Raw genomic sequence first — 16,026 nt, 5'->3', positions numbered from 1 at the left:
GGACGACTCCCAGCTCATGATCCAGTCTGGCCCGGTGACACCACCACACATCACCGATCTGCCGATCCGGGCGCTGCACGTGGACGATCTCCACCGTTGCGCCGACCTGTCCGAAGATCGTGGCTGGCTCCGCGAAGACCACAAGTGGGGACTGCTTCTGGCGGCAGGCAACGGCTACGGCGTCGACGCCCCGGACGGCCAGGGCCTCGCCGCCGCCTGCGTCGTCACCCGGTACGGCAGTCTCGCCTCAGGCCCCGGACTCGCTGCCATCGGCATGGTTCTCGTGGCCGACCGCTACGCCCGTCAAGGCCTGGGGCGCGCCTTGATGACCCATGTCTGCAACAACGTGCTCAAGGGCGTTCCCCTCACCCTCCACGCCACCCCTTATGGACGCCCGCTGTACGAGGAGCTGGGATTCAAAACCACAGGCCGCGCCGAGATGCTGGTGGGGACCTTCCGGGAGGAAGAAAGCTCTGACACACAGAGCACCACTCGGATCCGGCGAGCGGTCGCGGAAGACCTCGCGCACATCCTGCGCCTGGACGCCGAGGTCTTCGGCGCCGACCGCACACACATGATCACGCGGCTCCCGGCCTTCGCCGACCAACTGCTCGTCGCCGAGGACTCCCGCGCGGAGGGCGCACTCACGGGATACGCCGCGGCCTGGCCCAACATGCACACCCATGTCATCGGCCCGCTGATCGCCCGCGACACCGACACCGCCAAGTCCTTGGTCGCCGGGCTTGCCAGAGGCACGGACCGCCCGCTGCGCACCGATGTCGACGTGCGGCACGTGGAGTTCCTCGCCTGGCTCAAGGAACGCGGCCTGGAATCCGTCGCCTTCAACGCCGTCATGGCCCGGGACCTCGCCGACCTCCCCGGCGACTGGACCCGCCGCTGGGCACCGCTGACCGTGGCCGCGGGCTGAGAAAGGACCCCCTAACGTGACCGACACCCCCGAACCGGCGATCCGGCCCGCCACCGAAGCCGATCTGCCCGCCATCGTCGCCATGCTGGCCGATGACCCGCTCGGCGCCACCCGCGAGTCCCCGGAGGACCTCACCCCCTACCGGACGGCCCTGAAGCGCCTTTCCGACGACCCCAACCAGCACGTGGTCGTCGCCGTACGGGACGACCGCGTCGTGGGCACCCTCCAGCTGACGGTCGTGCCCGGCCTCTCACGCAAGGGAGCCACCCGCGCCATCATCGAAGGCGTCCGCGTCCACGCGGACGAGCGCGGCAGTGGACTGGGCACGCGGTTCATCGAGTGGGCGATCGAGAAGTCCCGTGCCGAGCAGTGCACGCTCGTACAGCTCACGTCGGACGCGACCCGGACCGACGCCCACCGCTTCTACGAACGGCTCGGGTTCACCGCCTCGCACCTCGGGTTCAAGCTCCAGCTCTGAAGGCCGCGCCGTAGGCCGGGCCCACAGGTCGACGGTCCGGCCTACGAACGGGAGGACGAGTCCTCGTCTCCCGCCTGGCCGTCTGGGTGGGCGAGGCCCCGGTGACCCCGCGCTTGCGAACTCCACTGGAACGTGAACTCGTCGCCTGAGGCAGGTCACCGCGCTGTCAGCCGACGCCGCGCCAACCCTGCGGGTCGACCCCGCCGGGCACCGGGGCGGCGGGGTCGTAGGGCTCCCTCGTGAACACGAAGGAGGCCAGATCGAGGTGGCTGACCGAGCCGTCCTCGCGGCGCACCGCCCGCAGCGTCTCGCCTGCGTAGTACCCGGACAAGCCGGTCCAGGTGCCGTCTGGCTCGGACCGGAACAGGGCCGTACGGCCCGTCGCCCCGACCGGCCCCAGTTCCAGCGAACCGTCCGCAATCAGCCGCACCACGTGTGCCGCGGTTCCCCAGTACCAGGGGCCGCACAACTCGAGGGGCACCTGATCGGCTTCCCGGAAGGGCCGCCACGGCCGCGGGAACGGGGGCTCGGCATCCGCCACGATCCCGACGAGATCGGCGGCGACGGCCGCGGCCGGCAGCCCCGACGTGCAGTTGGCCAGCACCACCGCCGCCACGTCGTCTGCCTCGCTCAGCCACAGCCCCGCGACGAACCCGGGCAGCGAGCCGCTGTGTCCCACGAGCCTGCGCGCGCCCTGAGCCATCAACTGCATCCCGAGCCCGTAGCCGAGATCGGCGAACCCGGGCTCGGGGGGCGCCGCCGGCCGGCGCATCTCCTGTACGGACTCCGCGCCGAGCACCCGCTCGTCACCGTGCAGCAGGAAGCCGGCGAATCGCGCGAGATCCCGCGTCGTGGACCATAGCTGACCCGCCGCGGCCATCAGCCCCAGGTCCTCAAGCGGTTCCGGCATCATCACGTCGGCCCACGGGTGCACGGCCCAGCCGCCCGCGTGCGGGGCCTGAGGCAGTCCGCTCGTACGATCCAGGCCGAGGGGCTCCAGCACCTCGGCCCGCAGCACCTCTTCCCAGGGCCTGCCCCGCAGCGCCTCCACCAGCGAACCCAGCAGGGTGTAGCCGGGGTTGGAGTAGTGGTGCCTGCTGCCCGGGGTGAGCTTGAAGGGCTCCTCACCCAGCACGTCGGCGAGTTCGGGCCGCAGCGCGCCGGGGGTCCGCTCCCACCACTCGCCGGGGGTCTCCGCGGCCAGCCCGCCGGTGTGGGCCAGCAGCTGGGCGATGGTCACCCGGCCGACGGAGGTCCCCGGGAGGTGCTTCTCCAGCGGGTCCTCGAGCCTGAGCAGCCCTTCGTCCCGAAGGCGCATGACGAGAACGGCCGTGAAGGTCTTGCTGATCGACCCGATCCGGTACTGGACGTTCCCGTCCGGGCCGTGCCCCGCGACGGAGGTCCGGGAGCCCTCCCAGACCACCTCCCCACCACGCAGTACGGCCGCCACGACGGACGGTGCTCGCCCCGCGCTCTGGGCGACGGCGATCCGGTGCCTCAGCGCACGCCGGGTGGCGGGGAGCAGTTCACAGTCCTCGGCAAGCTCATCCATGATCGGATGCTACGTGTTGGCCATGTCCACGAAGCGCGAATAGTGGCCCTGGAAGGCCACCGTGATCGTCGCGGTGGGGCCGTTACGGTGCTTGGCCACGATCAGGTCGGCCTCACCGGCGCGAGGGGACTCCTTCTCGTAGGCGTCTTCGCGGTGCAGCAGGATCACCATGTCGGCGTCCTGCTCGATGGAACCCGACTCACGCAGGTCGGAGACCATCGGCTTCTTGTCGGTCCGCTGCTCCGGACCACGGTTCAGCTGGGAGAGCGCGATCACCGGGACCTCAAGCTCCTTCGCCAGCAGCTTCAGGTTTCGGGACATGTCCGAGACCTCCTGCTGACGGCTCTCGGGACGGCGCGAGCCGCCCGACTGCATCAGCTGGAGGTAGTCGATGACCACGAGTGAGAGATCGTTGCGCTGCTTGAGCCGACGGCACTTGGCCCGGATCTCCATCATCGACAGGTTGGGGGAGTCGTCGATGTACAGGGGGGCGGCCGAGACGTCCGGCATCCGGCGGGCCAGCCGGGTCCAGTCATCGTCCGTCATCGTGCCCGAACGCATGTGGTGCAGCGCGACTCTGGCCTCCGCCGACAGGAGGCGCATGGCGATCTCGTTGCGCCCCATTTCGAGCGAGAAGATTACGCTGGGCAGGTTGCTCTTGATGGAGCAGGCCCGGGCGAAGTCCAGCGCGAGGGTGGACTTGCCCATGGCCGGACGTGCGGCGATGACGATCATCTGGCCGGGGTGCAGGCCGTTGGTCAGGGAGTCCAGGTCGGTGAAACCGGTGGGCACCCCCGACATCTGGCCGCTGCGCGAGCCGATGGCCTCGATCTCGTCGAGCGCGCCCTCCATGATGTCGCCGAGCGGCAGGTAGTCCTCGGAGGTCCGCTGCTCGGTGACTGCGTAGATCTCGGCCTGGGCACTGTTGACAATCTCATCGACGTCACCGTCGGCCGCGTAGCCCATCTGCGTGATCTTCGTCCCGGCGGCAACGAGGCGGCGCAGGACGGCCCGCTCGTGGACGATTTCCGCGTAGTACTCGGCGTTCGCCGCCGTCGGCACGGACTGGACCAGCGTGTGCAGGTAGGAGGCCCCGCCCACCTTGCTGATCTCGCCCCGCCGGGTGAGCTCGGCGCCCACAGTGATCGGGTCGGCCGGCTCTCCCTTGGCGTACAGGTCGAGGATGGCCTGGTAGATCGTCTCGTGCGAGGGCCGGTAGAAGTCGTGGCCCTTGAGGACCTCGACGACATCGGCGATGGCGTCCTTGGAGAGGAGCATGCCGCCGAGCACCGACTGCTCGGCGTCGAGGTCCTGCGGAGGGACACGCTCGAAGCCACCGCCGCCACCGTCCCAGGAGCCGCCTTCGCGGCCCCTGTCGTGCTGCTCGTCGCCGCGGCCCCGGCCCTCGCTGTTGCGGCGCGGGCGGGCGGGCAGACGGTCACTCGGACCGCTGTCGGCCCAGGGGTCGTCCATGGGCTCGGGCATGCTCACCGGGCCGCCTCCTCCCGTCCGCAACGCGGACCTCGCCGTGCGACTCTTTCTACGACACGGCTCTGACATTTGGGGCACCCGAATCGGCTGTCGGCGAGTCGGGCAACGCACCACGGTAGGGCCGGGAGCGGCGTCAGCCAATCTTGTTATCCACAGGCCCTGTGGATGAGATGTGGATGACGGCTCCAATGCTGTGGGTAACTCCCCCCAAGCTGTGCACGGACCGGGGGACGACGCTGTGGACAAAATCACCCGGGCCACCCGGTTACCCAATCTGACCTGCGATTTCACCGTCCACCGACAGGGTGGGGGAAAAATCTTCGGCGGGGTTTCGAGAACACCTCGGACGAGGCGGGAAGAACGCCCAAGCCAACTCCCAGGTAAGGAGCAACTGGCGGTTGCATCCGTTACCTGTGGAAGATTAGATTGGGCGCATGACACAGGCCCTCGCAGCACCCACGGCGGGGCCGAGACGGCACGACCGCGAGATCCTCGCACTGGCCGTTCCCGCCTTCGGCGCCCTCGTGGCCGAGCCCCTCTTCGTGATGGCCGACAGCGCCATCGTGGGGCACCTCGGCACATCCCAGCTGGCCGGCCTCGGCATCGCCGCCGCATTGCTCACCACAGCCGTGAGCGTATTCGTCTTCCTCGCCTACGCGACCACCGCGGCCGTCTCCCGCCGCGTCGGTGCCGGAGATCTGTCGGCGGCCATCCGGCAGGGCATGGACGGCATCTGGCTGGCCCTTCTGCTCGGCATCACCGTCATCGCCGTGATGCTGCCGGCCGCACCCTCGCTGATCTCCCTCCTCGGAGCCTCGGACGGAGTCGCCCCGCACGCAATCACGTATCTGCGGATCTCCGCGCTCGGAATCCCGGCCATGCTCGTGGTGCTGGCCGCCACCGGGGTCATCCGAGGCCTCCAGGACACCCGCACACCGCTCTACGTCGCCGTTGGGGGCTTCGCCCTCAACGCGGGCCTGAACGCCGCACTGGTCTACGGCGCGGGGCTCGGTATCGCCGGCTCCGCCTGGGGCACCGTCCTGGCCCAGTGCGGCATGGCGGCTGCCTATCTTTTCGTGGTCGTCCGCGGGGCCCGCCGACACGGTGCATCCCTGCGGCCCGACGCCTCCGGCATCCGTGCCTGTGCGCGGGCCGGGACCCCGCTCCTGGTGCGCACCCTGTCCCTGCGCGCCATCCTCATGATCGCGACCGCCGTGGCCGCTCGGCTCGGCGACGCCGACGTCGCGGCGCACCAGATCCTGCTCTCCCTGTGGAGCCTGCTCGCTTTCGCCCTGGACGCCATTGCGATCGCCGGACAGGCGATCATCGGCCGCTACCTGGGCTCGGGTGACACGGACGGCGCGAAGGCCGTCTGCCGCCGGATGGTCCAGTGGGGTATCGCCACGGGCATCGTGCTCGGCCTGCTGGTGGTCCTGGCCCGGCCCGTGTTCATCCCGCTGTTCACCAGCGACCCGGCCGTGGAGCAGGCCCTACTGCCCGCCCTGGTGGTCGTAGCCCTCTCCCAGCCCGTGTCCGGCATCGTCTTCGTGCTGGACGGGGTCCTGATGGGCGCGGGCGACGGAGGTTACCTGGCCCGGGCCATGATGGTGACGCTGGCCGTGTTCGCCCCGGTCGCGCTGCTGGTCCCGGTCCTGGGGGGCAGCCTGACGGCACTGTGGTGGGCCATGACCCTGATGATGCTGGTCCGGATGGTCACCCTTCAGCTGCGTGCCCGCTCTGGACGATGGGCGATCGCGGGTGCCACCCGGTAGCTGTTTCACGTGAAACAGCGCGGGGCGTGAGGGAGCGCGGCGCCGGTTGGCATGTTTCACGTGAAACATGCCTGCCAGCGCGCCCCGAGAACCTCCGGGAACGGTGATGGGCCGCACCCCGATCGGGGTGCGGCCCATCACGTGCAGCCCTTAGGCGGCGACGACCTCGATGCCCACGTTCGCGGCCACGTCGGCGTGCAGACGCACGGAGACCTGGTACGAACCGAGGGTCTTGATCGGGGAGCCCAGCTCAACGCGGCGCTTGTCGACCTTCGGACCACCGGAAGCCTCGATCGCCGTGGCGATGTCGGCCGGGGTCACGGAGCCGAAGAGACGACCGGCGTCACCCGCGCGGGTGGCCAGACGGACCTTCACACCCTCGAGCTTGGCCTTGACCTCGTTGGCCTGCTCGATGGTCGCGATCTCGTGGATCTTGCGGGCGCGGCGGATCTGCGCCACGTCCTTCTCGCCACCCTTGGTCCAGCGGATCGCGAAACCACGCGGGACCAGGTAGTTGCGAGCGTAACCGTCCTTGACGTCGACGACATCGCCGGCGGCACCGAGGCCAGAGACCTCGTGGGTCAGGATGATCTTCATTAGTCGGTCACCCTTTCCTTATCGCGCGGTGGACGTGTAGGGCAGCAGCGCCATCTCACGGCTGTTCTTGACGGCCGTGGCGACGTCACGCTGGTGCTGCGTGCAGTTGCCGGTAACGCGGCGGGCACGGATCTTGCCGCGGTCGGAAATGAACTTCCGCAGCATGTTCGTGTCCTTGTAGTCCACGTACGCGGTCTTGTCCTTGCAGAACGCGCAGACCTTCTTCTTAGGCTTGCGCACAGGCGGCTTCGCCATTGTGTCTCTCCTGTGTGATCAAGAAGTTTGGATGGAGCTGCCCTAGAAGGGCGGCTCGTCCGAGTAGCCACCGCCGGAGCCGCCGGAGCTTCCGCCCCAGCCGCCCCCGCCGCCGCCCTGCTGCTGGCCACCGGCCGGCGCGCTGGAGGCCCACGGGTCGTCGGAGGGAGCTCCGCCGCCCTGCTGGCCGCCGCTGGGGGCTCCGCCCCAGCCGCCGCCACCCTGCTGCTGACCGCCGCCGCCGTATCCACCCTGGCCACCGCGACCGGTGGTCTTGGCGACCTTGGCCGTGGCGTTCTTCAGGCTGGGGCCGACTTCCTCGACGTCCAGCTCGTAGACCGTGCGCTTGACACCCTCACGGTCCTCGTACGACCGCTGCTTCAGCCGACCCTGCACGATGACGCGCATGCCTCGCTGAAGGGACTCGGCGACGTTCTCCGCCGCCTGCCGCCACACCGAGCAGGTCAGGAACAGGCTCTCGCCGTCCTTCCACTCATTGGTCTGACGGTCGAAGGTGCGGGGGGTGGACGCGACACGGAACTTCGCGACCGCCGCACCCGAGGGGGTGAAGCGCAGCTCGGGGTCGTCGACGAGATTGCCGACGACCGTGATGACGGTCTCGCCTGCCATGGATGAACCTCTCGGCGGGGATTGCTGCTGGGCTGCTGTGCTACTCGTTCCCGGTTACCGCTGAACCGAAGTTCAGTGGGTCTCGGGGCGAAGGACCTTGGTCCGGAGAACCGACTCGTTCAGGTTCATCTGTCGGTCAAGCTCCTTGACGACCGCAGGCTCGGCCTGGAGGTCGATGACCGAGTAGATGCCCTCGGGCTTCTTCTTGATCTCGTAAGCGAGACGACGACGGCCCCAGGTGTCGACCTTCTCGACCTTTCCGTTGCCCTCACGGACGACGGAGAGGAAGTTCTCGATCAGCGGGGAGACAGCGCGCTCCTCGAGATCGGGGTCGAGGATGACCATCACTTCGTAGTGACGCATGTGGAACCCACCTCCTTTGGACTCAGCGGCCACGGTCGTTCCGTGGCAGGAGGGTCGTGATGCGTGAGCACGGCATCCACAGAGCAGACACCGCGCAGCTGTACAGACTACCTGCTCGCGTCCTTCCGGTTGAAATCCGGCAGGAGAGGTCCACAATCTGTATCCATCGGGTGTGCTCGGTGCTATGCCCTCGGCGCCCTGCCGGAGGCAGCCCGCAGCACCGCCAGCTTCAGCCAGGAGGTGCCTTCCGATGGCACAGGCAATGCGGCCCCCTCAGATCTCCCTGCTCTCGACCGACGGAAAGCCCCATCCGCTGCAGGACACCCTGATGGCGGTCACCCTCACCCTCGGCGCCGTGGCGTTCGTCACGGCCTTCTTCCACAACCTGCACCTGATCAGTTCGTGGGCCGGACTGATCGGCATCCTGACCGGCGCGTACGGACAGTTCGTCTCCGTCACGACACGCGAGCGCTTCGCGCTGATCATCGGCCTTGGCGCGTCTGCCATCGGCTTCTACCTCGGTATGTTCCACGGTGGCCTCTTCGGGGGCTGACAGGGCCGACCGGGGCACCTCCTCGGCAGGGCGCCGGCGGCACACCGGCCCGGGCCTGCGGCCCGTCCCCCAGAAGGGTGGCGCCCCTGTCGCAGTAGGCTTCGCGCCATAGCCAGCGAAGCCGCCGAGGAGACGCCCCGCATGAGCCTGTCCCTGAGGACCATCAGCCGAGAGCAGCATCTGGGTTACCTCCAGAGCCTGCCCTCGGCGAGCCACTGCCAGGTCCCGGCGTGGGCCGACGTGAAGAACGAGTGGCGTTCCGAGAACCTCGGTTGGTTCAACGAGTCCGAGGAACTCGTCGGAGCGGCACTCGTGCTGTACCGCCAGCTGCCCAAGGTGAAGCGCTACCTCGCATACCTCCCCGAGGGGCCGGTCATCAACTGGTACGCCCCGAACCTGGAGGAGTGGCTCCAGCCGATGCTGGCCCACCTCAAGCAGCAGGGCGCCTTCACCGTGAAGATGGGCCCGCCCGTCGTCATCCGGCGCTGGAACGCGGCCGCCATCAAGGCGGGCATCCAGGACCCGAACGTGAAGCGACTGCGCGATGTGGAGGCCTCGGTCATCGAGCCGCGCGCCTTCGAGGTGTCCGACAAGCTGCGCCGCATGGGCTGGCAGCAGGCCGAGGACGGCGGCGCCGGCTTCGGCGACGTCCAGCCGCGCTACGTCTTCCAGGTGCCGCTGGCCAACCGCTCGCTGGACGACGTCCTCAAGGGCTTCAACCAGCTGTGGCGCCGCAACATCAAGAAGGCGGAGAAGGCCGGCGTCGAGGTCGTCCAGGGCGGCTACGAGGACCTGCCGACCTGGCAGCACCTGTACGAGATCACGGCCGAGCGCGACAAGTTCCGCCCGCGCCCCCTCAGCTACTTCCAGCGTCAGTGGACGGCCCTCAACTCCGAGGACCCCAACCGGATGCGCCTGTACATCGCCACGCACGAGGGCGAGCCGCTGGCCGCGGCCACGATGCTCACCGTCGGCCAGCACGTCTGGTACTCCTACGGCGCGTCCGCCAACCACAAGCGTGAGGTCCGGCCCTCGAACGCGATGCAGTGGCGGATGCTGCGCGACGCGTACGCACTCGGTGCGAGCGTCTACGACCTGCGCGGAATCTCTGACACGCTGGACGAGAACGACCACCTGTTCGGTTTGATCCAGTTCAAGGTCGGTACCGGCGGCGAAGCCGTGGAGTACGTCGGCGAGTGGGACTTCCCGCTGAACAAGGTGCTGCACAAGGCGCTCGACATCTACATGTCGCGTCGCTGACGACCCCCAGATCCACCCGCTTTCCCCACACAGTCCCGCTGCACCAGGCAGCTGCACAGGAGAGGTCCCGGACGGGCATGGCGCTCACGCTCTACGTCGACACCGCGCGCTGGCGTGCGCACCAGAAGCAGGTCCAGGACCAGTTCCCCGGGTTGGTCCCGGTCTGCAAGGGCAACGGCTACGGCTTCGGCCACGAGCGGCTGTGCGAAGAGGCGACCCGGATGGGTGCCGACCTCCTCGCGGTCGGCACCACGTACGAGGCGGCCAGCATCAAGGACTGGTTCGGCGGCGACCTACTCGTCCTCACCCCGTTCCGCCGGGGCGAGGAGCCGGTGCCACTGCCGGACCGCGTCATCCGCTCGGTGTCCTCATTGGAAGGCGTCCGCAGCCTGGTTGGCGCCCGTGTGGTCATCGAGTGCATGAGCTCGATGCGCCGCCACGGAATCTCCGAACAGGACCTCGGCCAGCTGCACAGCGCCATCGAGGACGTGCGCCTCGAGGGCTTCGCCCTGCACCTGCCGCTGGACCGCCCGGACGGCTCGGACGCCGTGGAGGAGGTCATCGGCTGGATGGACCGGCTGCGCGCGGCCCGACTGCCGCTGCACACCATGTTCGTGAGCCACCTGCGGGCCGAGGAGCTGGCACGGCTCCAGCAGCAGTTCCCGCAGACCCGCTTCCGGGCCCGGATCGGCACCCGGCTGTGGCTGGGCGACCACGAGGCCACCGAGTACCGCGGCTCGGTGCTCGACGTCACGCGCGTGGCCAAGGGGGACCGGTTCGGCTACCGCCAGCAGAAGGCGGCCTCCGACGGCTGGCTGGTCGTGGTGGCCGGCGGTACCTCGCACGGTGTGGGCCTGGAAGCCCCGAAGGCGCTGCACGGTGTGATGCCGCGCGCCAAGGGCGTCGCCCGGGCGGGCCTTGCCACGGTCAACCGGAACCTTTCGCCGTTCGTGTGGGCGGGCAAGCAGCGCTGGTTCGCCGAGCCGCCGCACATGCAGGTGTCGATCCTGTTCGTGCCCGCCGACGCGACCGAGCCGAAGGTCGGGGACGAGCTGGTGGCGCACCTGCGCCACACCACCACGCAGTTCGACCGGATGCTCGACGCCTGAGCCGTCCCGGTCAGTCCCGGGGGCCGGTGCCCCAGTCGACCCGCTGTCCCTCCGAGGGCGCCGCGTAGCGCGGCGCCCTCGCTGCGTCCGACAGCACGAACACGTCCGGCGCCCCGTCCAGGACGCCCCCGGAGGGGTCGTCCGAGCCGTCCCGGCGTACGACGTCGTGCTCAGGGAGCAGGATGTCGCGGACGACGACGGCGCACAGGTACAGCGTGGCCAGCAGGTGGGCGGCGATCGCCAGCTGGTAGCCCTCCACGGGCAGGCCCTGGTGCTTGTCCCCGCTGTTGATGTAGGCGAGGTAGAACCAGATCCCGAGGAAGTAGACGACCTCGCCGGCCTGCCAGATCAGGAAGTCCCGCCAGCGCGGCCGGGCCAGCGCGGCGAGCGGGATGAGCCACAGCACGTACTGCGGCGAGTAGACCTTGTTGCAGAGGATGAACGCGGCGACGACGAGGAAGGCCAGCTGGGCGAAGCGGGGGCGGCGGGGGGCGGTCAGCGTGAGCAGGCCGATGGCCCCGCACAGCAGGAGCGTCAGCCCGGTGGCATACGTGTTGGCGTCGTGCAAGGGGTTGCCCGAGCGCTGGGAGATCAGCAGCCAGACGGAGCCGAAGTCGATGGGCCGCTCCTGGCTGAAGGTGTAGAACTTCGTCCAGCCCTCCCAGGCGAAGAGCATGACGGGAACGTTCACCACGAGCCAGGCTCCGGCCGCCGCGGCAGTGGCCTCGCCGAATGAACGCCACTTGCCGGCCCGCCAGCAGAGCACGAACAGGACGCCGAGCAGCAGGACGGGGTACAGCTTGGCGGCGGTGGCCAGGCCGATGAGGGCTCCGAAGAGGACCGTCCGGCCGCGGGACCACATGAGCATCCCGGCCGCGGTCAGGGCGATGGCCAGCAGGTCCCAGTTGATCGTCGCCGTCAGGGCGAAAGCGGGCGCGAGGGCGAAGAGCAGGGCGTCCCAAGGCCGGCGGCGGTGGGTACGGGCGACGCAGACGGCGATGACCGCCGCACAGGCCATCAGCATGCCCGCGTTGGCCATCCAGTACATCTGCTCGCGGTGCTGCATGGAACCGCTGCCGGGAGTCAGCCAGGAGGCGATCTCCATGAAGAGCCCCGTGAGGACCGGGTACTCCAGGTACTCCATGTCGCCGGGGAGCCGGTCGAAGTACGGAGTCAGATTGTCGGCGAAGCCGCGGACCGCGTACAGATGCGGGATGTCGGAATAGCAGGCGTGGGTGTACTGCGAGGACGCCCCGCGGAACCAGGCCCACTCGTAGCAGGGCAGCTTCTGCACCATGCCGAGCGCGAACATGCCGATGGCGACGAGGGCCACGACGCGCACCGGTCCGAGCCAGTGGCCGCCGAGGCGGGCGTGGCGGCCGAGCGGGCCGCCGATCAGCTCACTGCCGGCTGCGGCGACCTCGTCCTGCTGCGTGGGCAGTACGGGGCGGTCCTCGTGCACCTGGGTCATGGGGGTCATCCTGCCGTACCGGGCGGGGGACGCGGGAAGGCCGCCGCACAGTGGGTGCGACGGCCTTCCTCGGCTTCACCGGAGGGCGGTGCCCGCCGATCACTCCGTGGCGGTACCGGTGGTCGATCCGGTGAGGCCGCCCGGGCGTCCCGGTCTGGTACTGGGCGAGGGGGACGGTGATCCGCTGGGCCCGCCGATGATGCCCGTACTGCTTCCGGTGGTGGTGCCGTCGTTGGTGCCGCCGCGCGTGGTGTCCGGGTCGCAGTACAGCTCCCACGGCTTGCACGGCCGGCCACCGCCCTTGGAAGGCGTCGGGGAGGGCGGCGGAGTGCTCGGCGGGACCGAGGACGGGGAGGAGGACGGCGTCACGGGTGCCTCAGGGGTGGGGGAGGGGGCGCCGGCCGAATCGGCCGTGACGCCGATGTCCTCGGCCTCCGGGAACCGCTTGACCGGGGCGCCCTTGAGGGCCTCCCCCATGTACTCGGTCCAGATCTCGGCCGGGATGTCGCCACCGTGGAGGGAGGGGATGTCGCCCACGCCCTTCATGGAGATCAGGTTCTTCTCCGCCGAGTTGGGGTCGGTGCGGAAGAGGACCACGGAGGTGGAGAGCTCCGGGGTGTACCCGACGAACCAGGCCGACTTGTTCTCGTCCGTGGTACCGGTCTTGCCCGCCGCGGGCCTGCCCAGCTTCTTGGCCTTCTTGCCGGTGCCGTTCTCGACGACGTTCTGCAGCACCTTGGTGATGTTGTCCGCGACCGCGTGGTCCATGGCCCGCTGGTCCTTGGGGGCCTCGAAGCCGGACAGCTTCTCGCCGTTCTTCTCGACCGCGATCACGGAATACGGCTCGCGGTGCGTGCCGGAGGCGGCGAAGGTCGCATAGGAGTCGGCCATGCGGATGGCGCTGGGGGTGGAGGTGCCCAGGGCGAAGGAGGCGTCGTTGTTGGGGTTGATCGACTCCTCCAGGATGCCCGTGGACTTCGCCACGGTCTTGACCTTGTCGTGGCCGACGTCGAAGACGAGCTGGGCGAACGGAACGTTGATGGACTTCTCCATCGCCTCGTTGAGGGTCACGTACCCGAAGGGGGTCGGGCTCTCGTTCTTCTGCTTGAAGGGCTTGCCCGAGGCGTCGCGCAGCGGCTTGCCCTCACGGTTGTTGATGACGGTGAGGTCGTTCGCCTGGTACTTGCTGTCGGCCGAGATGCCCTTGCCGTTGGAGTTCTGGGTGCCGTACTCCATGGCCGCCGCCAGCACGTACGGCTTCCAGGTCGAGCCGACCGGGACACCGCTGGTGTTGGCGTTGTTGGCGAAGTACTTCTGGTCCCAGCCCGGGCCGCCGTACAGGGCCACGAGCGCGCCGGTCTTCACGTCCACGGAGGCCGCGCCGAACTGTACGAAGGTGTCGGTGTCGGGGCGCTTCTTCTCGTCGATCAGCCCGGCGCGGATGTCCTCCACCGCCTTGGCCATGGCGTCCACCTTGGGCTTCTCGAAGGTGGTCTTGATCCGGTAGCCGCCGAGGGCCATCTGCTCGACGGTGATGCCCTTGGTCTTCATCACGTACGCCTTGGCCGTGTCGACCAGGTAGCCGATCTGGCCGGTCATGCCGCGGGCCTGCTCCGACTCGACGCGCTCGGGGAACTGCGTGTACTTAGCCCGCTCGGCCGGGTCCATGCGGCCCACCTCGACCTCGCGGTCCAGCACCCAGGCCCAGCGCTTCCTGGCGCGGTCCTCGTTGAGGGCGGGAGTGGCCGCGGCACCGATGCCGCCGTCCGGGTTGTAGAGGTTGGGGCCCTTGAGCATGGCGGCCAGGAAGGCGCACTCGGAGGGGTTCAGGTCCTGGCTGTCCTTGCCGAAGTAGGCGCGGGCCGCAGCCTGGATGCCGTAGGCGTCACGGCCGTAGTAGGCGGTGTTGAGGTATCCCGCGAGGACCGTGTCCTTCTCTTCGGAGACACCCAGCCTGATCGCGATGAAGAGCTCGGTGACCTTCCGCTTGAGCGTCTGCTCGGAGTCCAGGTAGGTGTTCTTCACGTACTGCTGGGTGATCGTCGAGCCGCCCTGGGTGGAGCCGCCCGTGCCCATGTTCCACACGGCGCGGGCGATACCCATCGGGTCCACGCCCTTGTCGGACTCGAAGGACTCGTTCTCCGCCGCGATCACGGCGTCCCTCATCGACCGGGGGATGCTCGAGATGGGGACGATCTGCCGGTTCATCGAACCGCCTGTGGCCACCATCTGGCTGCCGTCGGCCCAGTAGAAGACGTTGTTCTGCGCTTCGGCCGCCTTGTTCGGGTCCGGCGTGCTCACCATGGCGATGCCGATGCCGGCTCCGGCGATGATCACCGCGAAGAAGCCCAGGGCGGTTCCGGACACCAGCTTCCAGGAAGGGACGAAGCGCTTCCATCCGTCCCGGTCGGACCGCGGGTAGTTGATCAGCCGCCTGTCCTGGCGGCCGGCGCCGCGCGCGCTGCCTGCTCCGCCTCTGCCACGGCCCGAAGACCCTCTCTGCGCGGCTCGGCGGGCGTCGGCGCGACTGCCCCGGGCGGGCTGCTGTGCGTACGGACCGCTGTGTGACGCGGTGGGGACGTCACGTCCGGCACCCCTGCCGGGGTGCTGCTGGGCGGCGCGGCGGGCAGAAGCCCGCCCCCCGCCCTGCGGTTGCGGCGGTTTGCGGCGGTGCTCGCTCATCGAACGACTACTCCTCGGGCAGGCGAGTGGCCTGGAAGCGGCAGATGAATTCCGGTTCCCCCCGGTGTCATGGCGCACAGACTACGCAGGCTCAAAACCCACCCAGTGCCGAAGTTCACCCCAAATCAGGCAACCTGCCCGGCGCGAATCGGTGATGTGATGCCGGTCACCATGTCTCCCCTTGTCGATGGACCCGGCCCGTTCTATCGTCTGGATGTATCGAGTCGATACATCAGCTCGACATAAAGACTCAGGGGTGGAGGAGAGGCAGGCGGATGAGCAGACGCTCCGGCATCCTCGAGTTCGCCGTCCTCGGACTGCTCCGCGAATCCCCCATGCACGGCTATGAGCTGCGCAAGCGGCTCAACACCTCGCTGGGAGTGTTCAGGGCCTTCAGCTACGGGACGCTCTACCCCTGCCTCAAGACGCTCGTCGCCAACGGCTGGTTGATCGAAGAACCGGGCAACGCCCCGGAAGACGCTCTCGCCGCTTCACTCGCAGGGCGCCGCGCCAAGATCGTCTACCGGTTGACGGCCGCGGGTAAGGAGCGCTTCGAGGAGCTCCTCTCCCACACGGGCCCCGAAACCTGGGAGGACGAGTCCTTCGCCGCCCGCTTCGCCTTCTTCGGCCAGACCGAACGAGACGTGCGCATGCGAGTGCTGGAGGGCCGCCGCAGCCGGCTGGAGGAGCGCCTGGAGAAGATGCGCGCCTCCCTCGCCCGGACGCGGGAGCGCCTCGACGACTACACGCTTGAGCTGCAGCGGCACGGCATGGAGTCCGTGGAGCGCGAAGTGCGCTGGCTGAACGAGCTCATCGAGAGTGAGCGGGCGGGACGCGATCGGAGACGATCAGGTCCGTCCGACGAAACCGAAAAATGAGGACTGC

Annotated in this window: 15 protein-coding genes; 7 read left to right on the top strand and 8 right to left on the bottom strand. The window is 69.0% G+C overall.

What is annotated here, in order from left to right; translation table 11 throughout:
- The first annotated feature begins 34 nt into the window (after nucleotides 1-34).
- Together AW27_RS17015 and AW27_RS17010 are read left to right on the top strand one after the other, a co-directional pair.
- Entirely contained in the window at nucleotides 35-928 is an 894-nt protein-coding gene (locus tag AW27_RS17015) for a GNAT family N-acetyltransferase (RefSeq protein ID WP_106967568.1), read from the top strand.
- 16 nt (nucleotides 929-944) lie between these two features.
- Complete coding sequence (locus tag AW27_RS17010) at nucleotides 945-1,406, top strand: GNAT family N-acetyltransferase (RefSeq protein ID WP_037920350.1); 462 nt, start codon at nucleotides 945-947, stop codon at nucleotides 1,404-1,406.
- A 166-nt stretch (nucleotides 1,407-1,572) separates the two neighbouring features.
- Here AW27_RS17010 and AW27_RS17005 read toward each other — a convergent pair whose 3' ends face one another.
- Together AW27_RS17005 and dnaB are read right to left on the bottom strand one after the other, a co-directional pair.
- Nucleotides 1,573-2,958, bottom strand: coding sequence for a serine hydrolase domain-containing protein (locus tag AW27_RS17005; protein ID WP_037920353.1), 1,386 nt, complete (start codon nucleotides 2,956-2,958; stop codon nucleotides 1,573-1,575).
- A gap of 9 nt (nucleotides 2,959-2,967) precedes the next feature.
- Nucleotides 2,968-4,431, bottom strand: a complete 1,464-nt coding sequence (gene dnaB, locus AW27_RS17000; RefSeq protein WP_031156067.1) for a replicative DNA helicase — start codon at nucleotides 4,429-4,431, stop codon at nucleotides 2,968-2,970.
- A gap of 452 nt (nucleotides 4,432-4,883) precedes the next feature.
- Between dnaB and AW27_RS16995 the strand changes: the two genes are divergently transcribed.
- A complete protein-coding gene (locus AW27_RS16995) occupies nucleotides 4,884-6,221 on the top strand; it encodes an MATE family efflux transporter (protein WP_037920355.1) in 1,338 nt (445 codons plus the stop codon).
- Nucleotides 6,222-6,371: 150 nt separating this feature from the next.
- Here the strand turns inward: AW27_RS16995 and rplI are convergent, their stop codons facing one another.
- From rplI to rpsF, 4 genes are all read right to left on the bottom strand, one after another.
- On the bottom strand, nucleotides 6,372-6,818 hold the full coding sequence (gene rplI / locus AW27_RS16990; RefSeq protein WP_031156063.1) for a 50S ribosomal protein L9: 447 nt from the start codon (nucleotides 6,816-6,818) through the stop codon (nucleotides 6,372-6,374).
- An 18-nt stretch (nucleotides 6,819-6,836) separates the two neighbouring features.
- Nucleotides 6,837-7,073, bottom strand: a complete 237-nt coding sequence (rpsR, locus tag AW27_RS16985; protein WP_005315025.1) for a 30S ribosomal protein S18 — start codon at nucleotides 7,071-7,073, stop codon at nucleotides 6,837-6,839.
- A 42-nt stretch (nucleotides 7,074-7,115) separates the two neighbouring features.
- A complete protein-coding gene (locus AW27_RS16980; protein ID WP_037920357.1) occupies nucleotides 7,116-7,703 on the bottom strand; it encodes a single-stranded DNA-binding protein in 588 nt (195 codons plus the stop codon).
- Nucleotides 7,704-7,775: 72 nt separating this feature from the next.
- A complete protein-coding gene (gene rpsF, locus AW27_RS16975) occupies nucleotides 7,776-8,066 on the bottom strand; it encodes a 30S ribosomal protein S6 (RefSeq protein ID WP_004950685.1) in 291 nt (96 codons plus the stop codon).
- A 250-nt stretch (nucleotides 8,067-8,316) separates the two neighbouring features.
- Here rpsF and AW27_RS16970 point away from each other — a divergent pair, with 250 nt between their 5' ends.
- The 3 genes from AW27_RS16970 to AW27_RS16960 all read left to right on the top strand — a co-directional run bounded on the left by AW27_RS16970 (nucleotide 8,317) and on the right by AW27_RS16960 (nucleotide 10,988).
- Nucleotides 8,317-8,619 carry a hypothetical protein gene (locus tag AW27_RS16970; RefSeq protein ID WP_030008388.1) on the top strand — a complete coding sequence of 101 codons (303 nt, stop codon included), beginning with the start codon at nucleotides 8,317-8,319 and terminating at the stop codon, nucleotides 8,617-8,619.
- 141 nt (nucleotides 8,620-8,760) lie between these two features.
- Entirely contained in the window at nucleotides 8,761-9,879 is a 1,119-nt protein-coding gene (locus tag AW27_RS16965) for a lipid II:glycine glycyltransferase FemX (RefSeq protein ID WP_037920360.1), read from the top strand.
- A gap of 77 nt (nucleotides 9,880-9,956) precedes the next feature.
- The gene (locus AW27_RS16960) at nucleotides 9,957-10,988 is read left to right on the top strand and encodes an alanine racemase (RefSeq protein WP_037920364.1); all 1,032 of its coding nucleotides are present in this window, start codon (nucleotides 9,957-9,959) and stop codon (nucleotides 10,986-10,988) included.
- Nucleotides 10,989-10,998: 10 nt separating this feature from the next.
- On the opposite strand, the gene AW27_RS16955 is transcribed toward AW27_RS16960, so the two are convergent.
- Together AW27_RS16955 and AW27_RS16950 are read right to left on the bottom strand one after the other, a co-directional pair.
- Nucleotides 10,999-12,459, bottom strand: coding sequence for a glycosyltransferase family 87 protein (locus tag AW27_RS16955; RefSeq protein WP_078556260.1), 1,461 nt, complete (start codon nucleotides 12,457-12,459; stop codon nucleotides 10,999-11,001).
- 99 nt (nucleotides 12,460-12,558) lie between these two features.
- Nucleotides 12,559-15,141, bottom strand: a complete 2,583-nt coding sequence (locus AW27_RS16950; RefSeq protein ID WP_063890577.1) for a transglycosylase domain-containing protein — start codon at nucleotides 15,139-15,141, stop codon at nucleotides 12,559-12,561.
- Between the two features lie 275 nt (nucleotides 15,142-15,416).
- Between AW27_RS16950 and AW27_RS16945 the strand changes: the two genes are divergently transcribed.
- Entirely contained in the window at nucleotides 15,417-16,019 is a 603-nt protein-coding gene (locus AW27_RS16945) for a PadR family transcriptional regulator (RefSeq protein ID WP_030839336.1), read from the top strand.
- Nucleotides 16,020-16,026: the final 7 nt, after the last annotated feature.

This window comes from Streptomyces sp. PCS3-D2 (assembly GCF_000612545.2).
Taxonomy (GTDB): domain Bacteria; phylum Actinomycetota; class Actinomycetes; order Streptomycetales; family Streptomycetaceae; genus Streptomyces.
This window is presented reverse-complemented; position numbering and strand designations above follow the sequence as displayed.

Excerpts from the sequence above, each read along its gene's own strand:
- AW27_RS16945 (WP_030839336.1), top strand. The coding sequence starts at position 15,417 with ATGAGCAGACGCTCCGGCATCCTCGAGTTCGCCGTCCTCGGACTGCTC.
- AW27_RS16950 (WP_063890577.1), bottom strand. The coding sequence starts at position 15,141 with ATGAGCGAGCACCGCCGCAAACCGCCGCAACCGCAGGGCGGGGGGCGG.
- AW27_RS16955 (WP_078556260.1), bottom strand. The coding sequence starts at position 12,459 with ATGACCCAGGTGCACGAGGACCGCCCCGTACTGCCCACGCAGCAGGAC.
- AW27_RS16980 (WP_037920357.1), bottom strand. The coding sequence starts at position 7,703 with ATGGCAGGCGAGACCGTCATCACGGTCGTCGGCAATCTCGTCGACGAC.
- AW27_RS17005 (WP_037920353.1), bottom strand. The coding sequence starts at position 2,958 with ATGGATGAGCTTGCCGAGGACTGTGAACTGCTCCCCGCCACCCGGCGT.
- rpsR (WP_005315025.1), bottom strand. The coding sequence starts at position 7,073 with ATGGCGAAGCCGCCTGTGCGCAAGCCTAAGAAGAAGGTCTGCGCGTTC.
- rplI (WP_031156063.1), bottom strand. The coding sequence starts at position 6,818 with ATGAAGATCATCCTGACCCACGAGGTCTCTGGCCTCGGTGCCGCCGGC.
- AW27_RS16970 (WP_030008388.1), top strand. The coding sequence starts at position 8,317 with ATGGCACAGGCAATGCGGCCCCCTCAGATCTCCCTGCTCTCGACCGAC.
- AW27_RS16995 (WP_037920355.1), top strand. The coding sequence starts at position 4,884 with ATGACACAGGCCCTCGCAGCACCCACGGCGGGGCCGAGACGGCACGAC.
- AW27_RS16960 (WP_037920364.1), top strand. The coding sequence starts at position 9,957 with ATGGCGCTCACGCTCTACGTCGACACCGCGCGCTGGCGTGCGCACCAG.
- dnaB (WP_031156067.1), bottom strand. The coding sequence starts at position 4,431 with ATGGACGACCCCTGGGCCGACAGCGGTCCGAGTGACCGTCTGCCCGCC.
- AW27_RS16965 (WP_037920360.1), top strand. The coding sequence starts at position 8,761 with ATGAGCCTGTCCCTGAGGACCATCAGCCGAGAGCAGCATCTGGGTTAC.
- rpsF (WP_004950685.1), bottom strand. The coding sequence starts at position 8,066 with ATGCGTCACTACGAAGTGATGGTCATCCTCGACCCCGATCTCGAGGAG.